Here is a 19,714-nt window from a genome sequence, read left to right on the forward strand (position 1 = left end):
GACATCTGGCGCACCGAGACGCTTTCGGAGATCGCCTTGGTGGCGACGACGCAGACCGTCGTCGCGCTCGACATGCTGGGCCGGCATCAGGAGGCGTACGAGGTCTTCGCGGAAGATACCAGCCGGGAAGGTGCGATGGACCTGGTGGACCCGCAGCGCGCGCGGCTGACACTGGCGCTGCTCGGCGTCGGCCGGCTCGACGAGGCGCAGGCCTGGCTCGACGCCTTGCCCGAGCGCTACCTCACGCTCGCGAAGGACGGCTTCCCGATCGCGCCGCTGATGCGCCTGCGCATGCTCTGCGCGCAGCGGCGCCATGCCGAGGCCCGGGCGCTGGCCGAGACCGAGCGCGACCGGAGCCTGATCCACATCCGCTCCACCTACGACCGCGTCCAGCTGCTCGACCTGCTGCGCGAGTCCTGCGAGGCGCTGGGCGACATGCCCGCCGCCGCCGAAGCGGCCATGGCCGCCCGCGAAGCCTGCCTGCCGCTGGTCAACCTGTCGGCCCGCGCCCGCTACCTCGCCGAGCAGCTCGAGCGCGATCCGGCCAAGGCGCCGCCGTTGTCGGCCGTCGACGAGCGCCGTCTCGAGGCGATTGCGCGCGAAGTGCAGGCCCAGTCCCAGCGGGCCGCGTCCCCGCAGGTGCCGCGGTTCCTGGCACACGTGGTGCACGAACTGCGCAACCCGATCGGCGGCGTGATGGGGATGAGCTCGCTGCTGCTGATGTCGAACCTCGACGAAAAGCAGCGCCGCTTCACCTCGGCGATCAGCAGTTCGGCCTCGACGCTGCAGCGCCTGATCGACGACGTGCTCGACCTCGCCAAGATCGAACGCGGCCAGTTCCAGCTCAACCCGCAGCCGTTCGAGCTCGAACCCTGGCTGGCGCAGGCGACCTCCGCTTACGTGGCGCAGGGGGAAGCCAAGGGGGTGACCGTCGCGGCGCAGCTCGATACCGGGCTGCCCGAGCACGTCGTCGGCGACGCGCTGCGCATCCGCCAGGTGCTGGTCAACTTCCTGTCCAACGCGCTCAAGTTCACGCGAACCGGGCGCGTCGAGGTTCGCCTGCGACTGCTCGGCGGTGCGCCCGCCGGCTCGGCGCGGCTGCGCTTCGAGGTGTGCGACACCGGCACCGGCATTTCCGAAGACGCCCTGAAGCGCCTGTTCCAGGAATTCGTTCAGGCCGACCAGACCATCGCCCAGGATTACGGCGGCACCGGCCTGGGCCTGGCGCTGTGCAAGCAGCTGGTCGAAGCCATGGGCGGGCGCATCGGCGCGACCAGCCAGAAAGGCACGGGCAGCGTGTTCTGGTTCGAGCTCGACCTGGCGCGGGCCGCGCAGGCGACGCGTTCCCCGGCCGAAATCGGCCAGGATTGACGCCCGGTCGGCTTCAGTGATTCGCGGTGTGCATCGCCAGCGTGCGCGACAGGGCCGCGGCGGCTTCGCCCGACATCTCGATCGGCAGCACCTGCCCCGACTCGAACTGCAGGTGCAGGCGCACCTGCCCGGGGCTGGCCGCATGCACCACGCCGACCGCCAGGCACTGGACCGCCAGCGGCAACTCGGCGCTGATCACCGGCGGCCCGCTCGAATCGGCGTTCAGCAGCGCCGCCGCGACGGCCGGCGCATCCGCATCCCGCACCTCGATCGAGGTGTCGCGCACGCGCCCGTCGACGGTGGACTCGGTCTCGATCACCACGCTGGGCGCGCCCGCGGCGGAGCCCGGATTCGAGTCCTTCACTTCCTCGATCGTCACCTCGACCTTGTTCGCCTGCATCTCGACTGTCCTCGCCTCAAGCCGCACCCCAAGTCGGCCATTCTAGGACGGCCGCCCCGGCCCCGCTGTGTCATGGAACCGGGGTCGGCCCGGGAAACCAGAGCCTGAACAAGGTGCGCCGCCCGGTCCCGCTGATCACGCTGGCACTGCCGCCATGCAGCTCCATGATCGACTTGACGATCGCCAGGCCCAGCCCCGAACCTGCCGCCGAACCGGATCGCGACTCGTCGACCCGAAAACTGCGCTCGAACACCCGCTCCAGGTGCGCGTCGGCGATCGGCGGCCCGTCGTTCGAGACCTCCAGCGTGCAGCCCCCGCCATCGTGCGGCGTGGTCTCGACGACGACGGCGCTGCCGCGCGGCGCATAGCGCAGCGCGTTCGAAACCAGGTTGCCGAGCGCGCGGATCAGTATCGTCTCGTCGGCCCACACCTGCTGCCACGCCGGCTCGGCGCCGTGCATGCGCAGCTCCAGCGCCACGCCGCGCTCCTCGGCCAGCATCTCGAAGTAGCCGCGCCCGCGCTCCAGCACCGGCTGCAGGTCGATCCAGCGCCGGTCGGTCGCCGCGTGCGGGTCGTCGGCACGGGCCAGGAACAGCATGTTCTCGATCAGCCGCGAGATGCGCTCGTAGTCCTCGACCGCCGACTCCAGCACCGCGCGGTACTCGTCGGCGCTGCGCGGCTTGGCCAGCGTGACCTGCGCCTCGCCCAGCAGGTTGTTGATCGGCGTGCGCAAATCGTGCGCCAGGTCCGACGAGAACTCGGACAGGCGCCGGAACGAGGCCTCCAGTCGATCGAGCATGCGGTTGAACGCGTGCGTGGACTCGACCAGCTCGGTCGGCGTGTCGGCAACCGACAGCCGTTCGCTCATCGGCCGCTCGCTGATCCGGTTGGCGGCGGCCGCCAGGCGCCGCGGTCCGGCGACGATCCGGCGCGCGATCCACACGCCGAGCGCGCCGGCCGCGAGCGCGCCGATCAAGAGCGTGCCGACGAAGATCTGCAGCTCGTTCTTGACGATCTCGCGCGTCTGCGTCAGCTCGTACGCGAACACCACCAGCAGCGTGCGCGTGGCGTCACCCGCGAGCGAGCCGGCCGGCACCGGGATGCGCGCGAACAGCAGGCGGAAGCTGCGGTGGTCGGGCGAGGTCCACACCGTGGTCAACGGCCCCAGCACCTTGCTCAGCGCGCGCACGTCGGCATGCTCGATGCCGGCCGGCAGGTCGTCGACCGCCATCGGGTTCTTTGGCAGCGCCGCCAACGGGATCTCGAAGCGCTCGGACGCCGCGATCACGTGGCGTTGCGCGTCCAGCAGCGCCATGTGCAGGTGGCCGAGCTGCAGATCGATGCGCTTGACCAGGCGCTGCGGCGTCTGCGTCAGGTCGAAGCGGGCGGCGGCCAGATCCTCGCGCAACAGCGCGAGGTTCGCGAACATGATCAGCTCGTTGCCCTCGCGCAGTTCGCGCGTCGCCAGCCGGTTGATCAGCAGGCCGCTGCCGGCCACCAGCGCGATCGAGATCACCGCGATCGACAGGCTGATCTGCGCCGTCAGCGAGCGCTTCAGGCTGCGCAGGCAGTGCAGTTTCAAGGTGCCTGGTCGCGCGGATCGCGCGGTTCAAATACGTAGCCGACGCCACGGATCGTCTGGATCAGCTTGGTCGCGAACGGGTCGTCGAGCTTGGCGCGCAGGCGCCGCACCGCGACGTCGACGACATTGGTGTCGCTGTCGAAGTTCATGTCCCAGACGTGCTCGGCGATCAGCGTGCGCGAGACCACTTCGCCGACATGGCGGACGAAGTAGTCGAGCAGCGCGTACTCCTTGGCCGTCAGGTCGATGCGCGTGCCGCAGCGGCTGACGCGGCGGCGCACGCGGTCGAGCTCCAGATCGGCGACGCGCGCGTGCTGCTCGACCTGCGCGGCGCCGCGCCGCAGCAGCGTGCGGATGCGCGCCAGCAGCTCGGAGAACGCGAACGGCTTCACCAGGTAGTCGTCGGCGCCAAGCTCCAGACCCTTGACGCGATCGGCCACCGCGTCGCGCGCGCTGAGGAACAGCACCGGCGTCTGGCGCTGGCGGCGCAGCGCTTCCAGCACGGTCCAGCCGTCGGCGCCGGGCAGCATCACGTCGAGCAGGATCAGGTCGTAGCTCCCCGACGTGGCCAGGTGCAGCCCCTCGATGCCGTTGTCGGCCACGTCGACCACATAGGCGTGCTCGCTCAGCCCCTTGCGGACGTAGGCGGCGGTCTTCGGTTCGTCCTCGACGATCAGGATGCGCATGGACAGCGGCCCCGCGGGTGGCGGGGCCGAGGGGCTTTCATGGGGCGTCAGTATCGGCGATCGGGCGCCGATGGCGAGCTACGCGGCCAGTGCGAGCTGCAATGGCTCCCTGGCGCGGAACGCCCACTTCGGGCCGAGCCGGAGCGCCTCCAGCGTCATCGAGGTCGCGTTGGCGAAGAACATCGCCTCATCCAGCCCGTGGCGCTCGAACGCGCGGCGCTGGCGCAGCGAGCGGCGCCTCAGGTCGCCCTCGAACGCCTGCGCATCGCGGCTGGCCTGGCCGAAGAACGACGCGGCGCTGCGCGCAGCCTCCATCGCGGCGTCGCCGAGCGCGGGAATCGCGCGCGGCGCGGACAGGCGAATCTGCGCGATGAACGGGTTCTTGCCGACCACCAGGCCCCACGGCCGCAGGCCGTCGGCCGGATCGACGCACAGTGCCTCGAGCTTGGTCAGGCCGAAGCGGCGCGCGAGCTGCATGCGCACCGCGAGCCACGGGTCGTCGCGGCGGACCAGCGCGATCGCCGCGTCGGCCTGTGCATCGTCCCCTTCGAGCGGCAGCACCAGCGACTGCAGCAGGCCGACGGCATGCGCGTCCTGCGCGGCGGCGGCGCGATGCAGCCACTCGATCGCCTGCTCCGAATCCTCCAGCGTGTCGGCGACGCGCAGCATCAGCGCGCCGAGCTTGCGCTGCGCTTCCCCCTGGCCGCCGAACGCGGCCTTCTCGAGGCAGAAGCGCGCCATCTGCGGGTTCGCGACCGACAGGCTGTGGTCGCCGTGCATGCGGTACAGGTGCAGCCACGCGGCCTCGACGCCCGCATCGGCGGCCCGCAGCAGCAGCGCGACGCCCTTGCGCATGTTCGGGCCGGCCGCGAGCGTGGCCGGTTCGAGCACGCCGCACGGGATGCCGCACAGTGCCCGGCCCAGCGCGTATGCGGCGTCGCGGTCGCCGCGGCTGGTGCGGTGATCGAGCGCGGCCTCGATCGCGGCGGCCTCGATGCCGAGGATGGGATGCGCGGACTGCTCGGCCAGCCGCACCGCGGCCGCGACCAGCTCCGCGAGCTCGGGCGTCGTCGTGGGCGTCAGTGCCAGTGCCGTGCGCAGGCTGGCGGCCAGGCGCGGGAGGTCGCGCTCGGCCAAGGCCTGTTGCGCAGCGATGGTCGCGACCAGTGCGCCCTTCAGGTCGCCCGACTCGGTCAGCGTGGCAAGGAACGCGGTCATCGGGTCGTCGGCGTCGGGCTGGCGCAGCGCCGCGATCGCGCGCACCGCGGCCTCGTGGCCCGCGGCACCGGCGCGATCGAGCCAGCGCGCGCCCTCGTCGAGGCGGCCGTGGCGCACGCACAGCCAGACGCCCAGCTTGACCTGTGCCGGCGCGCTGCCGGCGGCGGCCGCCTGCGCCAGCGCGCCTTCCTGCCGCAGCTGCAGCAGGTCTTCCAGCGCGAGGCTCTCGGCAACGATGCGCGCCGCCTGCGGCAGGTCGCGCACCGCAGGGTGGTTCAGGTAATCCAGCCCCGTCGCGATGTGCTGCGCGAAGCCGTCGGTGCCGAGCAGGTAGCGGCGCCCCGCTTCGCAGCGGGCAGCGGGGTCGCCCTGGCGGGCGAGGGCGAGCAACTGGATGTCTTGGCGGCGCATGGCGGTCCTCGATGGGGATGCCAAGACGATAGAAATCGGGCGCTGTCCCGAAGATGGCGGGCGGATTACAGTTTCGTAATGAACACTACTTAAATATGTCAAGCACGTGAAAAGGGCCGCACGCCCTGCGGCATGCGGCCCTCGAGTTCGATCGCCCGGCAGGCCGGGCGACGAGATCGTCGGATCAGAACGAGTGGCGGACGCCAACTTCCGCGCCGGTCGACTTCTGGCCGCCGGCCAGTGCCAGGGCCGAGTTCACGTTGAACGTGGCAGCGCCCTTGTTCTTCACGTACGCGGCGGTGCCGTACACGGCGGTGCGCTTGGACAGGTTGTAGATGTAGCCGACCGCGAACTGGTTCGCGTCGTTCGCATCGACATTGGTGCCCAGGGCGGTCGTGCCCGAGGCGTTGGCGTGCGTGAACGACGCCTTCAGCTGGCCCAGGCCGATCGGAGCGATCGCACCGAGGCTGTAGGTCGCGAGCTTCTGGTTCGCGAACTTGTTCTGGGTGTAGTAGCCCATCAGCTTCACGATGCCGAGGTCGTACGACGCGCCGACATCGGCGACCTTGAACTTGTCCTCGCCGAACAGCGGCGCGACCGTGGTCTGGCCGTAGGCGACCGACACGTCGAGCGGACCCGCGGCGTAGCCGACGCGACCGCCGAAGTACTTCTTGCCGGCCGTGCCCTCGCCCGCGGCGACCGCGAAGCGACCGTACACGCCGCCGATGTTGCTCGGCAGCAGGTACATGATCTGGTTGTCGGCCCGGGTGCCGGTGTCGCGCGCGGTGCCCAGGCTCGAATCGAACTTGCCCGACGCGGCGACGCCGTTGTCGCCGAACGCGTCGTAGTCGCTGTAGCCGGTGTAGGTCGGCGTGAAGTCGCGGCCGAGACGGATTTCACCGAAGTTGCCCATCAGGCTGACGGTCGAACGGCGGTTCCAGAACCGGCCGGCGCTGTCGCCCGCAGTGCCGCTGTCGGCGTTGAGGCCTGACTCGATCCAGAAGCCGGCCTTTAGGCCGTCGCCCAGGTCCTCGACGCCACGCAGGCCGATGCGGCTCGTGTTGATGCCGCCGCTGACCAGCGACTTCAGCTTCAGGTCGCCGTTCTTGGTGTAGCGGGCGGCTTCGTCGATGATGCCGAACAAGGTGACCGACGACTGCGCGTAGGCGCCACCCGAGATGGCAGCGAACACTGCCAGGACTGCAAATTTCTTCATGCTCTTCCTTTGATTGGTGTTTCGGACATGTCCATGTCCCATGCCACGAGAGCGAGGACATGAAGAAGCTTAGGAAGCGGGCGCACCGCGAGCACGTGTGCTGCGCGAACCGCCCAGGGGATGCTCGCGCCACCCCCCGCAAACAGGAACGATGCGTTCCGTGACCGCCACAGGACGCCGCTGTCACACTAGCGGCTGTCCGGAACTCGAACGCTGAATCCCATGCTCCACATCAACAAGATCCTGGCCGGCGGCCGCGGCCTGGCACCGGTGCTGGTCAAGCGCGCCGCCAGCGTCGCGCTCGACTGGGACGTGCGCCAGAAAAGCCGCTTCGACGCGACCGATTCGCAAGGCCGTGCGCTCGGCGTGTTCCTGCCGCGCGGCACGGTGGTGCGGGGCGGCGACGTGCTGGTCGCCGAAGACGGCTCAATGGTCGTCGTCACCGCGGCGCCGCAGCCGGTGATGGTGGTGTACGCGTGCACCGAGCACGGGTCGCCGTTCGACCTGCTGCGCGCCGCGTACCACCTCGGTAACCGCCACGTGCAGCTCGAACTGAAGCCCGATCACCTGAAGCTCGAACCCGATCACGTGCTCGCCGACATGCTGCGCCAGATGCACCTGATCGTGCGCGACGCGAACGAGGCGTTCGAACCGGAGGGCGGTGCGTACGCGGCGGGTGGGCATGCGCAGGGGCACGAGGGTCACGGCCACGATCACGGTCATGATCACGCGCATGGCCACGCGCACGCGCCGGCTGCCGCGGCAGCGCCGAAGCCGCACGTTCACGGCCCCGATTGCGACCATGGTCACCGGCACTGACCGGCCGATGCCCCGCCTTCGCCGAACCGCTGCGCGCCCCGCGCCGTCTGCCTCAGCCCACGCGCTGCTGCAGCTGATGTGGCTGGCCTCGCCGGCCCTGCCGGTCGGCGGTTTCAGTTATTCCGAGGCGCTCGAGGCGGCGGTCGACGCCGGCCTCGTCACCGGCGAGGCGCAGGCCGGCGCGTGGCTGCGCGACCAGTTGCAGTTGAACCTGGCGCGCAGCGACATCGCGGTCGTCGCGAAGGCCTTCAAGGCCTGGGCGCGTGGCGACATCGCGCACGTCGTCGAGCTGAACACGTGGGTCACCACGACCCGTGAGACCGCGGAACTGCGCCAGCAGACCGAGCAGATGGGCCGCTCGATGGTCGAGTGGCTGAAGAACCGCGGCGCTGCCGAGGACGACCGTGTCGCGCAACTGAGGGCGCTCGCACCCGCGCCGACCTGGCCGGTCGCTTTCGCGCTGGCCGCGCAACAGACTGGCGCACCGCTGCGCGAGGCGCTGCTGAGCTTCGCGTTCGGCTGGGCCGAGAACATGGTGCAGGCTGCCTTGAAAGCCGTGCCACTCGGCCAGAGCGCCGGCCAGCGCATCCTGGCCACGCTGGTCGACGCGATTCCCGGCGCCGTCGACCGCGCCACAGCGCTGCTGGACAGCGAGCGCCAGGCGTTCACGCCGATGCTGGCGATCCTGTCGGCGCAGCACGAGATGCAGTATTCGCGACTGTTTCGGTCCTGACCCACCGCACGACAAGATGGCCCGGAACGTCGAGATCAAGGCCCGCATCGACAGCGTCGAGGCGGTGCTGCCGCGCGCGCGCGCGCTCGCCGACGGCCCGCCCGAGCCGATCGTGCAGGACGACACGTTCTTCACCTGCACGACCGGCCGACTCAAGCTGCGCGTGTTCGCCGACGGGCGAGGCGAGCTGATCGCGTACGAGCGGCCGGACACGACCGGCCCGAAGACTTCCGACTACGCGATCACGCCGGTGGCAGACCCCGACGCGTTGCGCGCCACCCTCGCGCGCGCGCTCGGGATCGGCGGCCGGGTCGTCAAGCAGCGCACGTTGCTGCTGGTGGGCCGCACGAGAGTTCACCTCGACCGGGTCGACTGGCTCGGCGATTTCCTCGAACTCGAAGTCGTGCTGCGCGACGGCGAGAACGCGGAGGACGGCGTCGCCGTCGCGCACGACCTGCTGCACCGGCTGCAGATCGACCCGGGCCGGCTGGTGTCGGGCGCGTATGTCGACCTGCTTGACGCGGCTGGGACGAGTTAGCGTCCCGTACTTGACCGAATCGGATCAGGTCGAAGAAGACCCGGCCGGCAGCGGCGTCGAACTCCACTTCGCGGGTGACATCGCGCCACCATAATCGACCGCATGAACTCCCCCGCCCTGCACCACATCGCGAACCGCACCCGCCGCCTGCCCCCATTGCGCGTCGGCGTCGGCGGTCCGGTCGGCTCGGGCAAGACCACGCTGGTCGAGATGTTGTGCAAGGCGATGCGCGACACCTACGATCTGGTCGTCGTCACCAACGACATCTACACCAAGGAGGACCAGCGCCTCCTCACGGTGGCCGGCGCGCTCGAGGCCGAGCGGATCATGGGGGTCGAGACCGGCGGCTGCCCGCACACCGCGATCCGCGAGGACGCCTCGATCAACCTCGAGGCGGTCGATCGCATGCTCGAGAAGTTCCCCGACGCCGACATCGTCTTCATCGAGAGCGGCGGCGACAACCTGGCCGCTACGTTCAGCCCCGAGCTGAGCGACCTGACGATCTACGTGATCGACGTCGCGGCCGGCGAGAAGATCCCGCGCAAGGGCGGTCCGGGCATCACCAAGAGCGACCTGTTCGTGATCAACAAGACCGACCTGGCCCCCTACGTCGGCGCCAACCTCGACGTGATGGCGGCCGACACGCAGCGCATGCGCGGTGCCCGGCCGTTCGTGATGAGCAACCTGAAGACGAACACCGGCCTGGCCGAGGTCGTGCGCTTCATCGAGACCAAGGGCATGCTGCGGCCCGCCGCCGAAACCGCCTGATCCGTTCACCCGTCCGAGCCGCGTTCGGGCGAACTGGGGGCCAAAAGGGCTGCAGTTGCGGTCATCGCGGGGGCGCCATCGCGGGCACAGTCAGGCGAATCATTGCCTTCGATTGCGCCAGATCATGCCGACCTCCCCGTTCCGATGGTATCGGGCCGCGCCCGCCGCCGCAGCGCTGTGCCTGTTCACGACCGCCGCGCAAGCCGGCCCGCTCACCGTGACCGTGACCGGCAGCAACGGCAAGCCGCTCGCCTCGGCGATCGTGACGGTGGTCGTCAAGGGCACGCGGACCGCCGCAGCGCCGGGGACGATGGTGCAGATCGCGCAGCGCGAACGCCAATTCCAGCCGCAGCTGATCGTCTTCCAAACTGGTACCGCGGTGCAGTTCCCGAACTTCGACACGGTGCGCCATCACGTCTATTCGTTCTCGCCGATCCAGAAATTCGAGCTGAAGCTGTATGCCGGCACGCCGGCCGCGCCGGTCGTGTTCGACAAGCCCGGGATCGCCACCCTGGGCTGCAACATCCACGACCGCATGAGCGCGTGGGTCGTGGTCGTGGACACGCCGTACTTCGCGAAGACCGACGCCACGGGCGCCGCCCAGATCGAGCTGCCGCCCGGCGAACACCGCCTGCGCGCCTGGCACCCCGGGCTCACCGAGTTCGGCACCTGGGTCGAGCAGGCCGTGCACGTCGGCAGCGGCGCCGAGCGCGCGACGATCGCCGTGCCGGTGGAAAGCAGTGTCTGAGATGCAGCAACTCGCCGCGCGCACGGCGCGCCGTCTGCTGCGACCGCTCGCGCAACGACTCGACGTGCGCATCGTCGTGCTGTTCCTGAGCCTGCTGCTGCTGGTGCAACTGGCCAGCTTCATCACGATCCGCCACACCATCGACGCGAACGCGCGTGTGCAGATCGCCGCCGAGCTGCGGACCGGCGAGAACGTGCTGCGCCGGCTGCTCGCGCAGAACGAGCAGCAGCTGACCGAGGCGGCGCGTCTGCTGGCGGCCGACTACGGTTTCCGCTCGGCGATCGCCAGCAACGACCGCGCCACGATCCTCGATGCGCTCGACAACCAGGGCCAGCGCATCGGCGCCAATGCGGCGCTGTTCACCGACGGGCAGCAGCAGTTGATCGCCTCCACCCGGCCGGACGACGCCGAGGTGATGCCGCTGGTGCGCGCCAACCTGCGGGCGGGCATGGCCGAGCCCCGCCAAAGCACCGTGCGCGTGCTCGACGGGCGGCCGTTCCAGCTCGTCACCGTGCCGGTGCGCGCGCCGCAGCTGATCGGGCACGTGTCGATGGGCTTCGCGGTGACGGGCGAACTGCTGCACGACGTGGAGGAACTGTCGACGGTGAAGATCGCGCTGCTCGCCCGGCCGCTGGACAGCGCCTGGAGCGTGCTGCCGATCGGCGAGCGCGGCGCCGTGCTTCGACCCGTGGGCGCACTGATCCGCACCGACGCCGGACCGCAGCGCTTCGAGATCGACGGCGAGGCCACCGGCGCCAACATCGTGCCGCTGGCGCGCAATGCCACGCACGAGGTCGCCGCGGTCGTGATGCGTTCGATCGACGAGGCGGTGGCGCCCTATCGGCGCCTGCAGCTGACGCTGCTGGCGATCACGCTGGCCGGGCTGGTGGTGTTCGGTGTCGGCAGCCTGATCACGGCGCGCCGGGTCACCGGCCCGATCAAGCAGTTGTCGGCCAGCGCCGAGCGGCTCGGGGCCGGCGACTACGCGACCCCCGTCACCGTGACCAGCCGCGACGAGGTGCACGACCTCGCGCAATCGTTCGAGGCGATGCGCATCGGCATGCAGCAGCGCGAGGCGCAGATCCGCCGGCTGGCCTACTGGGACGAGCTGACCGGCTTGCCGAACCGGCAGCAGTTCCGCAACCTGCTCGGCGACCTGTTCGTCCGCGCCCGCGCGAGCGGCGCGCCGTGCGCGGTGCTGATGCTCGACCTCGACCGCTTCAAGCATGTCAACGACGTGCTGGGCCACGCCTTCGGCGACCGCGTGCTGCGCCAGATCGCGGTGCGGCTGTCGAGCGGCGTGCTGCGCGACGCGGACTGCGTGGCGCGGCTGTCCGGCGACGAGTTCGCCGTGTGCCTGCCCGACACCGATGCCGACACCGCCTGCACGATCGCCCGCCGCCTGCAGCAGGCGCTGGAACTGCCGCTGACGCTGGATGACCAGACCGTCGACGTCGGCGCCGGCGTCGGCATCGCGATCTACCCGGCGCACGGCGAAGACCCGGACACGCTGCTTGGCCGCGCCGAGGTCGCGATGTACGCGGCCAAGGACCGCCAGTCCGGCGTCAAGGTCTACGACCCGAGCCTGGATTCGGCGAGCCAGGAATCGCTGTCGCTGCTGAGCGAACTGCGCACCGCCGTCGACCACGACCAGCTGCGGCTGTTCCTGCAGCCCAAGGTGTCGCTCGCCAGCGGCGCGGTGCTCGGTGCCGAGGCGCTGGTGCGTTGGCAGCACCCGACGCGCGGCATGGTGGCGCCGATGCGTTTCATCCCGTTCGCCGAGCAGACCGGATTCATCCGCGTGCTGACCGGCTGGATGATCGAGCGCTGCGCCGCGCGCAGCGGCGAGTTGCGCGCGCAGGGGCTGGACCTGAAGTTCGCGATCAACCTGTCGACCCGCGACCTGCTCGACCAGGATCTGCCCGCCAAGCTCGAGAAAATGCTGGCGCGCGACGCGATGAACCCGCGCACGCTGTGCATGGAGATCACCGAGAGCGCGATCATGGACGACCCGCAGCGCGCGCTGCAGACGCTGCAACGCCTGCACGACATGGGCCTGCGCCTGTCGATCGACGACTTCGGCACGGGCTACTCCTCGCTCGCGTACCTGAAGCGCCTGCCGTTGCACGAACTCAAGATCGACAAGAGCTTCGTGATGGCGATGGAGCACGACCGCGCCGACCTGAAGATCGTGCGCTCGACCGTCGACCTGGCCCACAACCTCGGCCTGTCGGTCGTGGCCGAGGGCGTCGAGAACGCCCAGACCTGGGCGCTGCTGCGGGCGCTCGAGTGCGACGAGGCGCAGGGCTACTACATGGCCCGGCCGATGCCGGAACTGGAATTCGCCGACTGGGTCGGGCGCTGGGAGCCGCCGCAGGCGCAGCTGCGCAGCGAGTTCGCGGCGTTCACGCGCTGAGCGCGGCGGCCGCGTTCTCCGGTCAGCGCACCGTGACGCCGCCCGGCATCGCCTTGACGGCCCCGGAGCCGATCGCGGCGCCGAACTTCTTGGCGAGCCGTTCGGCCACGTTTTCCTTCGGCGTGTAGTCGATCACCTCCTCGGCCTTGATCACGTCGCGCGCGACGTAGTCGAGGTTGCCCAGGTGGTCGATCAGCCCGTTCTTGAGCGCCTGCTCGCCGTTCCAGAACAGACCGCTGAAGGTGTCGGGGCCCTCCTTCAGCCGCGTGCCGCGCCCTTGCCGAACGACCGCGATGAACTGCTGATGGATCTGGTCGATCATCGCCTGGAGGTAGGCGCGGTGCTTGGGCTGCAGCGGCGAGAACGGGTCGCCGATGCCCTTGTTCTCGCCGGCGGTGATCAGCCGGCGCTCGACGCCCAGCTTGTCCATCAGCCCGGTCGCACCGAAGCTGTCCATCAGCACGCCGATCGAGCCGACGATCGAGGCCTTGTCGGCATAGATCTCGTCGGCCGCGACGGCGATGTAGTACGCGCCGGACGCGCAGGTCTCCTCGACGACCGCATAGACCTTCTTGGTCGGGTGCAGCTTCTTCAGCCGGCGGATCTCGTCGTACAGGATGCCGGCCTGCACCGGGCTGCCGCCCGGCGAGTTGATGCGCAGCACGATCGCCTTGGCGCCGTCGTCCTCGAACGCGGTCTTGATGCCGGGCAGCAGGTTCTCGGCACTGGCCTCGGCGCCGGCGGCGATCTCGCCGCGCACCTCGATCAGCGCCGTGTGCGGGCCGGTCGGCGTGGCGGCGTGGTTGCGCGCCGCGAACAGCGCGTAGGCGACTGCCATCACCAGCAGCAGCCACGACAGGCGGAAGAAGTTGCGCCAGCGGCGGTCGGCCCGGCGATCGCGCAGCATGTCGCGCGCGAACTGCTCGGCGACACCGTCCCACTGACTCGAGTGGGTGGCGACGGGCGTGGCACCAACGGGTGCGGGGGCCGCGCCGAAAGGCGGCAGTTGGTCTTCTGGGGTGCTCATGGGGGCCTTTGGGCCTCGCGCCGCAAGGTCAGGCGAAGGCGGGTTGGGTGTCGCGGGAAGGATACCAATAGACCTGGCCGTCGCGCTCGATGACCTCGATCACCGTCAGCTTGCCGCGGCCGCACGGGCCGCCGGCGCAGCGGCCGGTCAGCGGCTCGTAGACCGCGCCGTGGATCGAGCACATGATGAATTCCTTGCCGCTGTCGAGGAACTCGCCGTACTGCCAATCCATCTCGGTCGGCACGTGCAGGCAGCGGTTCAGGTACGCGACGATCTGCCCGTCGAAGCGCAGCACGAAGGCGCGCGCCGGTTCGCGGAAATGCAGCACGTCGAACACGAACGCGTTGCCCTTCTCGACCAGTTCGCCGGACGCGCACAGCGGCAGCGGCTCGGGCCGCGCGGTCGCGGGCGCAGTGGGCTCATCCATGGCGCAGCAGCCAGTCGTGGAGGTCGGCCGTCGAATGCGCGACGTGGCGCGCGCCGTGGCCGTCGAACGTGGCCGGATCATGGGCGCCGAAGCTGACCGCGACGCTGGCGGTACCGGCATTGCGCGCAAGCTGCAGGTCGTGCGTGGTGTCGCCGACCATCAGCGTGCGCGCCGGCGCGACCTGGAACTCGTCCATCAGCTCGACCAGCATGCGCGGGTGGGGCTTGGACGCGGTCTCGTCCGCGGTGCGGGTCGCGTCGAACAGGCCGCGCAGCGCCGAGGTGTTGAGCGCGTCGTCGAGGCCGCGGCGCGATTTGCCGGTCGCCACCGCGAGCAGTTGGCCGCGCGCCTTCAACGCCTGCAGCATCGCCAGCGTGCCGTCGAAGAACACGATCTCGTGCTGGCGGGCGAAGTAGTGGTGCCGGTAACGCTCGCCGAGCGCCTTGTAGCGCTCGCGCGGCAGGTCGGGTGCGGCGTATTCGAGCGCCTGGATCAGGCCCATGCCGATCACGTAGCTGGCGCGCTCGTCGCTCGGCACCGCCGCGCCGACATCGGCGCACGCGGCCTGGATGCAGCGGGCGATCAGCGCAGTCGAATCGAACAGCGTGCCATCCCAGTCGAAGACGACCAAGTCAAAATTCATGTGGAAGCCAGCGCCTTCAGCAAAGCCTCGCATTCTGCCGGCAGCGGCGCCTCGAGCTCGATCGTCTCGCCCGACCCCGGGTGCGCGAAGCGGAGCCTGCGGGCGTGCAGGAACATCCGGTCGAAGCGTGCGCCCTTCACCGCCTCGCCGCGCGCCAGCGCCTTGTTCAGCGCGAAATCGCCGTATTTCTCGTCGCCGACGATCGCGTGGCCTTCATGCGTCAGGTGAACGCGGATCTGGTGGGTGCGGCCGGTCTTGATGGTCACGTCGAGCAGCGTGTAGGCGGCGAATGTCCGTGCGACGCGCACCAGCGTGATCGAACGCTTGGCCTCACTGCTGTCCTCGGCGACCGCGTGGACGCGGCGCTCGCCCTCGGCGGTCAGGAACTTGTGCAGCGCCACGTCGATGACCTTCTTCGAGGCCGGCCACGCGCCGATCACCAGCGCCGCGTAGGTCTTGCCGGTTTCGCGCTGGCGCAACTGGTCCTGCAACGCGACCAGCGCCGACCGCTTCTTCGCGATCAGCAGCAGCCCGGAGGTCTCCTTGTCGAGCCGGTGCACCAGTTCGAGGAACCTGGCGGTCGGACGGGCCTGGCGCAGCTGCTCGATCACGCCCGAGCTGACGCCGCTGCCGCCGTGCACCGCCACGCCCGCCGGCTTGTCGATCGCGAGCAGGAACTCGTCCTCGTAGACCACCGGAAACTCGCGCGCCGGGGCCGACGGCGCGTCGCTGCGGTCGGCCACCCGCACCGGCGGCACGCGGATCTCGTCGCCCAGCGCCAGCCGGGTGTCGACATCGGCCCGGCCCTTGTTGACCCGCACCTCGCCCGAGCGGATCACCCGGTAGACATGGGTCTTGGGCACGCCCTTGAGCAGCTTGACGAGAAAGTTGTCCAGCCGCTGGCCTTCGGACGCCTCGTCGATCAGGACGCGCCGCACCGCCAAAGCCGCAGCGGGTGCCGGGGTTTTGACCCCGGCCGGTGGGACCGGATTGGCCCCTATAATGCGTCGCACCACGTTGCTGCTGTAAGTGATTGATTTTCCAGAGTTTAGTCTCCGGCACATCACACAAGAGCCGAGACGTGGCGGTTGGGCCGAAGGGCCTGACGACAAATGGTGATGCAACGCCTCGAAGCCCCAAGCGGGCGCCGCCCCCACGTGACGGCGCGGCCCAGGGCCCGAAGCGGCAGAGCAAACAAGAACGAGCTCAGACCAAAGGTTTACCCAGGCAGGAGACCGGCTCCGGTCGCCGAACACGGCACCGAAGTCCCATGTTTCTGCCGGCGTCCAGCGGACCCCGACCGATGTTGATCCCCACCCCCGAACCACGGCGCTGCGCGCGCCTGCTGCCCCGGCCAAGAGCCTGCGGTGCGGCGGGCCTGCCCGGCGTGGATCGCCGGTGGCCGACATGCGGCGGCGACGCTGTCACGCACGCGCCAACGCTGCAGGGCGCTCGGCCGGTCCACTGACCGATCCCGACACCGCAGTCCAGGGCGACACCCTTCGCTTCGTTTCTCGTTTCTCGTGCATCGGATCGTCGCCCACCGGCACCCGCCGGGAAGCGGCTGTTGGTGATGCGCGGCCCGCCCCACTCCACGGGCGGCCGGGCGAAGGAGTGCACCCATGAAACGCATGCTGATCAACGCGACGCAGCCCGAAGAGCGCCGCCTGGCGATCGTCGATGGCCAGAAGCTGATGGACTTCGAGACCGAAATCGAAGGCCGTGAGCAACGCAAAGGCAACATCTACAAGGCGGTCGTGACCCGCGTCGAGCCCTCGCTCGAGGCCTGTTTCGTCGACTACGGCGAAGACCGCCACGGCTTCCTGCCGTTCAAGGAAATCTCGAAGAACTACTTCCGCGAAGGCGCCTCGGTGCGCGACGCGCGCATCCAGGACTGCATCAGCAACGGCCAGGAACTGCTGGTCCAGGTCGAGAAGGAAGAGCGCGGCAACAAGGGCGCGGCACTGACCACGTTCGTCTCGCTGGCCGGCCGCTACCTGGTCCTGATGCCGAACAACCCGCGCGGCGGCGGCGTCTCGCGCCGCATCGAGGGCGAGGACCGCGAGGAACTGAAAGAGAACCTCGACCAGCTCGAGTACCCGAAGGGCATGAGCCTGATCGCCCGCACTGCCGGCATCGGCCGCACCGCGCCCGAGCTGCAGTGGGACCTGAACTACATGCTGAAGCTGTGGACCGCGATCGACGGCGCAGCCAAGGCCGGCAAGGGCGCGTTCCTGATCTACCAGGAGTCGAGCCTGGTGATCCGCGCGATCCGCGACTACTTCACCGCCGACGTCGGCGAGATCCTGATCGACACCGACGACATCTACGACCAGGCCCAGCAGTTCATGGCCCACGTGATGCCGGAGACGGCGCACAAGGTCAAGCGCTACCGCGACGATGCGCCGCTGTTCAGCCGCTTCCAGATCGAGCACCAGATCGAGACGGCGTTCTCGCGCACGGTGAACCTGCCGTCGGGCGGCGCGATCGTGATCGACCACACCGAGGCGCTGGTCTCGGTCGACGTGAACTCGGCCCGCTCGACCCGCGGTTCGGACATCGAAGAGACCGCCACCCGCACCAACCTGGAAGCGGCCGACGAGATCGCGCGCCAGATGCGCCTGCGCGACCTGGGCGGCCTGATCGTCGTCGACTTCATCGACATGGAAGAGTCGAAGAACCGCCGCGAGGTCGAGACCCGGCTGCGCGATGCGCTGCGCCAGGATCGCGCCCGCGTGCAGTTCAGCTCGATCAGCAAGTTCGGCCTGCTCGAACTGAGCCGCCAGCGTCTGCGCCCGGCGCTCAGCGAAGGCTCGCACATCACCTGCCCGCGCTGCAACGGCACCGGCCACATCCGCGACACCGAGTCCAGCGCGCTGCAGATCCTGCGCATGGTCCAGGAAGAGTCGATGAAGGACAACACCGCCGCCGTGCACGTGCAGGTGCCGGTCGAGGTCACCTCGTTCCTGCTGAACGAGAAGCGCACCGAGATCACCAAGATCGAGCTGAAGCAGCGCGTGACCGTGCTGCTGGTGCCGAACAAGACGCTCGAGACGCCGAACTACCGCCTCGAGCGCCTGCGCCACGACGATCCGCGCCTGGAGAACCTGCAGGCGAGCTACACGATGATCGACGAGCCGGAAGAGGAAGTCGGCATCACGCGCCGCGAGAAGACCAAGGCCAAGCAGGAGCCGGTCATCAAGGGCATCCTGCCCGAGACGCCGGCACCGATCGCGCCGCCGAAGCCCGCGCCTGTCGCGGCCGCGCCGGCACCGGCGCCGGTCGTGGCCGCCCCGGCACCGGCGCCCGCGCCGGCCGGCGGCGGGTTCTTCGGCTGGGTCAAGAAGATGTTCGGCGGCGAGCCGGCCCCGGCGCCGGTCGCGGCACCGGCCCCCGCGCCGGTCGCGGCATCCGCGAAGCCGGCCGAGGGTGGCCGCGCTGAACGCGAAGGTCGCGGCGACCGTGGTGGCCGCGGCGGGCGCGGCGGTCGCGATGGCGGTCGCGACGGCAACCGGGACGGCAAGCGCGGCGAAGGCCGCGGCGAACGTGGCGAGAACCGCGGTGAGCGCGGCGGCGAAGCGCGCGGTGACGGCAATCGCGGCGAGGGCCGTGGCCGTCGCCCTGACCGCAACGCCGAACGTCCTGCCGGTGAGGAAGGCGCCGTGCGCACCGACGCGCTCGACGCGACGGCGGCACGCACCGACGAGCGTCCGCCGCGTGGCGAACGCGGTGAACGCGGTGGCGAAGGCCGTCGAGGACCGCGTCCTGACCGTGGCCCGCGTCCGGTGACCGACGCGGCAGTCGGCGACGTGCCGGCAACGACCGCGCAGGAAGGCTTCGTCGACACCCTGCCCGGTGCCGAAACGCCCGAGGGCGGTGAAGCCCAGGGCGAGCGCCAGGGCGGTCGCCGTCGCAATCGCCGCGGCGGTCGCGGCGGGCGTGATCGTGACGAGAACGGCGCCGCGGTGTCCGACGGTGGCCAGGCCGTCTCGGCCGCCGAGCACACCGAAGAGCCGGTCGCAGGCGAGGTGGCGGCAACCGAGGCCGTCGTCGAGTCCGAGGCCGGCGCACCGCGCCCGGAGGGCGGCGAAGGCGGCGAAGGCCGTCGCCGTGGCCGCGGGCGCGATCGCAACCGACGCGAGCGCACGCCGGAAGGCGATGCAGTCGCCGCCGAGGGCCTGATCCAGGGTGGCGAACTCGCCACCGCAGCGTTCCACGAGGCCGAGTTCGCGGCACCGGTCGCACCGGTGATCGCCGAACCGGTGGCGCTGGCGCCTGCCGCCATCGAGCCGGCCGACATGGCGGCCGAAGTCGAGGCGCCGGTGGCTGCACCGGCCGCCGCGGCCCCGGCCCCGGCACCGGCACCGGCACCGACACCGATGTCTGCGTCCGCGTCGGCGCCCGTCGCCGCGCCGGTGCAGGCCTTCGTGCTGCCGACCGATTCGCTCCAGGCCGTCGCGGAAGCCGCGGGTCTGCAGTGGGTGAACTCCGACGCCGACAAGGTCCGCGCGGTGCAGGCGGCGATGGCCAGTGAGCCGAAGCCGGTGCACGTGCCGCGCGAGCGCAAGCCGGCGATCGTCGTGGACGACGGTCCGCTGGTGCTGGTCGAGACCCGCAAGGACCTCTCGCAGATCAAGCTGCCGTTCGAAACCGCGCAGGGCTCGCAGCCGCAAGCCTGACCGCGCGACGCGCGCGCCAACGCCGCCGCGGC

General features: G+C 70.2%; 17 protein-coding genes. 8 read left to right on the forward strand and 9 right to left on the reverse strand.

The window, feature by feature from the left end; genetic code table 11:
• Window positions 1-39: 39 nt before the first annotated feature.
• Entirely contained in the window at window positions 40-1,371 is a 1,332-nt protein-coding gene (locus tag ASC76_RS09155) for a sensor histidine kinase KdpD (protein WP_157615451.1), read from the forward strand.
• Window positions 1,372-1,384: 13 nt separating this feature from the next.
• Here ASC76_RS09155 and ASC76_RS09160 read toward each other — a convergent pair whose 3' ends face one another.
• The 5 genes from ASC76_RS09160 to ASC76_RS09180 form a co-directional block, all read right to left on the reverse strand.
• Window positions 1,385-1,771, reverse strand: coding sequence for a hypothetical protein (locus ASC76_RS09160; RefSeq protein ID WP_056464998.1), 387 nt, complete (start codon window positions 1,769-1,771; stop codon window positions 1,385-1,387).
• Window positions 1,772-1,841: 70 nt separating this feature from the next.
• Window positions 1,842-3,353 (reverse strand): heavy metal sensor histidine kinase, encoded by a 1,512-nt coding sequence (locus ASC76_RS09165; protein ID WP_056464999.1) that lies wholly within the window; start codon window positions 3,351-3,353, stop codon window positions 1,842-1,844.
• Entirely contained in the window at window positions 3,350-4,039 is a 690-nt protein-coding gene (locus ASC76_RS09170; protein ID WP_056465000.1) for a heavy metal response regulator transcription factor, read from the reverse strand. The genes ASC76_RS09165 and ASC76_RS09170 overlap by 4 nt, the downstream gene beginning before the upstream one ends.
• Window positions 4,040-4,117: 78 nt before the next feature.
• Window positions 4,118-5,668, reverse strand: a complete 1,551-nt coding sequence (locus tag ASC76_RS09175; RefSeq protein WP_056465001.1) for a hypothetical protein — start codon at window positions 5,666-5,668, stop codon at window positions 4,118-4,120.
• 184 nt (window positions 5,669-5,852) lie between these two features.
• On the reverse strand, window positions 5,853-6,884 hold the full coding sequence (locus ASC76_RS09180) for a porin (RefSeq protein WP_056465002.1): 1,032 nt from the start codon (window positions 6,882-6,884) through the stop codon (window positions 5,853-5,855).
• 222 nt (window positions 6,885-7,106) lie between these two features.
• Between ASC76_RS09180 and ureE the strand changes: the two genes are divergently transcribed.
• The 6 genes from ureE to ASC76_RS09210 all read left to right on the forward strand — a co-directional run bounded on the left by ureE (window position 7,107) and on the right by ASC76_RS09210 (window position 12,906).
• Entirely contained in the window at window positions 7,107-7,703 is a 597-nt protein-coding gene (gene ureE / locus ASC76_RS09185) for an urease accessory protein UreE (RefSeq protein WP_056465003.1), read from the forward strand.
• 7 nt (window positions 7,704-7,710) lie between these two features.
• Complete coding sequence (locus tag ASC76_RS09190) at window positions 7,711-8,436, forward strand: urease accessory protein UreF (protein WP_056467175.1); 726 nt, start codon at window positions 7,711-7,713, stop codon at window positions 8,434-8,436.
• Window positions 8,437-8,452: 16 nt separating this feature from the next.
• Window positions 8,453-8,974 carry a class IV adenylate cyclase gene (locus ASC76_RS09195; protein ID WP_056465004.1) on the forward strand — a complete coding sequence of 174 codons (522 nt, stop codon included), beginning with the start codon at window positions 8,453-8,455 and terminating at the stop codon, window positions 8,972-8,974.
• A gap of 102 nt (window positions 8,975-9,076) precedes the next feature.
• The gene (gene ureG / locus ASC76_RS09200) at window positions 9,077-9,742 is read left to right on the forward strand and encodes an urease accessory protein UreG (RefSeq protein WP_056465005.1); all 666 of its coding nucleotides are present in this window, start codon (window positions 9,077-9,079) and stop codon (window positions 9,740-9,742) included.
• A 124-nt stretch (window positions 9,743-9,866) separates the two neighbouring features.
• Window positions 9,867-10,490, forward strand: coding sequence for a methylamine utilization protein (locus tag ASC76_RS09205; protein WP_056467178.1), 624 nt, complete (start codon window positions 9,867-9,869; stop codon window positions 10,488-10,490).
• Between the two features lies 1 nt (window position 10,491).
• On the forward strand, window positions 10,492-12,906 hold the full coding sequence (locus tag ASC76_RS09210) for a bifunctional diguanylate cyclase/phosphodiesterase (RefSeq protein ID WP_056465006.1): 2,415 nt from the start codon (window positions 10,492-10,494) through the stop codon (window positions 12,904-12,906).
• Between the two features lie 22 nt (window positions 12,907-12,928).
• Here ASC76_RS09210 and sppA read toward each other — a convergent pair whose 3' ends face one another.
• The 4 genes from sppA to ASC76_RS09230 are packed head-to-tail and all read right to left on the reverse strand — an operon-like array spanning window position 12,929 to window position 15,941.
• Window positions 12,929-13,933, reverse strand: a complete 1,005-nt coding sequence (gene sppA / locus ASC76_RS09215) for a signal peptide peptidase SppA (RefSeq protein ID WP_056465007.1) — start codon at window positions 13,931-13,933, stop codon at window positions 12,929-12,931.
• Window positions 13,934-13,961: 28 nt separating this feature from the next.
• A complete protein-coding gene (locus ASC76_RS09220) occupies window positions 13,962-14,360 on the reverse strand; it encodes a Rieske 2Fe-2S domain-containing protein (RefSeq protein WP_056465008.1) in 399 nt (132 codons plus the stop codon).
• Entirely contained in the window at window positions 14,353-15,003 is a 651-nt protein-coding gene (locus tag ASC76_RS09225) for an HAD family hydrolase (RefSeq protein WP_056465009.1), read from the reverse strand. Before ASC76_RS09225 ends, ASC76_RS09220 begins: the two co-directional genes overlap by 8 nt.
• Complete coding sequence (locus tag ASC76_RS09230) at window positions 15,000-15,941, reverse strand: RluA family pseudouridine synthase (RefSeq protein WP_056467181.1); 942 nt, start codon at window positions 15,939-15,941, stop codon at window positions 15,000-15,002. The genes ASC76_RS09225 and ASC76_RS09230 overlap by 4 nt, the downstream gene beginning before the upstream one ends.
• A 684-nt stretch (window positions 15,942-16,625) precedes the next feature.
• On the opposite strand from ASC76_RS09230, the gene ASC76_RS09235 reads away from it, so the two are divergent.
• Window positions 16,626-19,682, forward strand: coding sequence for an Rne/Rng family ribonuclease (locus ASC76_RS09235; RefSeq protein WP_056465010.1), 3,057 nt, complete (start codon window positions 16,626-16,628; stop codon window positions 19,680-19,682).
• Window positions 19,683-19,714: the final 32 nt, after the last annotated feature.

Source organism: Rhizobacter sp. Root404, assembly GCF_001425865.1.
In the GTDB taxonomy this organism is placed as follows: Bacteria; Pseudomonadota; Gammaproteobacteria; order Burkholderiales; family Burkholderiaceae_C; genus LMDS01.

Bases quoted from the DNA above. Each gene is read 5' to 3' on its own strand.
- ASC76_RS09220 (WP_056465008.1), bottom strand. From the start codon at position 14,360: ATGGATGAGCCCACTGCGCCCGCGACCGCGCGGCCCGAGCCGCTGCCG.
- ASC76_RS09170 (WP_056465000.1), bottom strand. From the start codon at position 4,039: ATGCGCATCCTGATCGTCGAGGACGAACCGAAGACCGCCGCCTACGTC.
- ASC76_RS09235 (WP_056465010.1), top strand. From the start codon at position 16,626: ATGAAACGCATGCTGATCAACGCGACGCAGCCCGAAGAGCGCCGCCTG.
- ASC76_RS09180 (WP_056465002.1), bottom strand. From the start codon at position 6,884: ATGAAGAAATTTGCAGTCCTGGCAGTGTTCGCTGCCATCTCGGGTGGC.
- ASC76_RS09175 (WP_056465001.1), bottom strand. From the start codon at position 5,668: ATGCGCCGCCAAGACATCCAGTTGCTCGCCCTCGCCCGCCAGGGCGAC.
- ureG (WP_056465005.1), top strand. From the start codon at position 9,077: ATGAACTCCCCCGCCCTGCACCACATCGCGAACCGCACCCGCCGCCTG.
- ASC76_RS09210 (WP_056465006.1), top strand. From the start codon at position 10,492: ATGCAGCAACTCGCCGCGCGCACGGCGCGCCGTCTGCTGCGACCGCTC.
- ASC76_RS09160 (WP_056464998.1), bottom strand. From the start codon at position 1,771: ATGCAGGCGAACAAGGTCGAGGTGACGATCGAGGAAGTGAAGGACTCG.
- ASC76_RS09205 (WP_056467178.1), top strand. From the start codon at position 9,867: ATGCCGACCTCCCCGTTCCGATGGTATCGGGCCGCGCCCGCCGCCGCA.
- ASC76_RS09195 (WP_056465004.1), top strand. From the start codon at position 8,453: ATGGCCCGGAACGTCGAGATCAAGGCCCGCATCGACAGCGTCGAGGCG.
- ASC76_RS09225 (WP_056465009.1), bottom strand. From the start codon at position 15,003: ATGAATTTTGACTTGGTCGTCTTCGACTGGGATGGCACGCTGTTCGAT.
- ASC76_RS09190 (WP_056467175.1), top strand. From the start codon at position 7,711: ATGCCCCGCCTTCGCCGAACCGCTGCGCGCCCCGCGCCGTCTGCCTCA.
- ureE (WP_056465003.1), top strand. From the start codon at position 7,107: ATGCTCCACATCAACAAGATCCTGGCCGGCGGCCGCGGCCTGGCACCG.
- sppA (WP_056465007.1), bottom strand. From the start codon at position 13,933: ATGAGCACCCCAGAAGACCAACTGCCGCCTTTCGGCGCGGCCCCCGCA.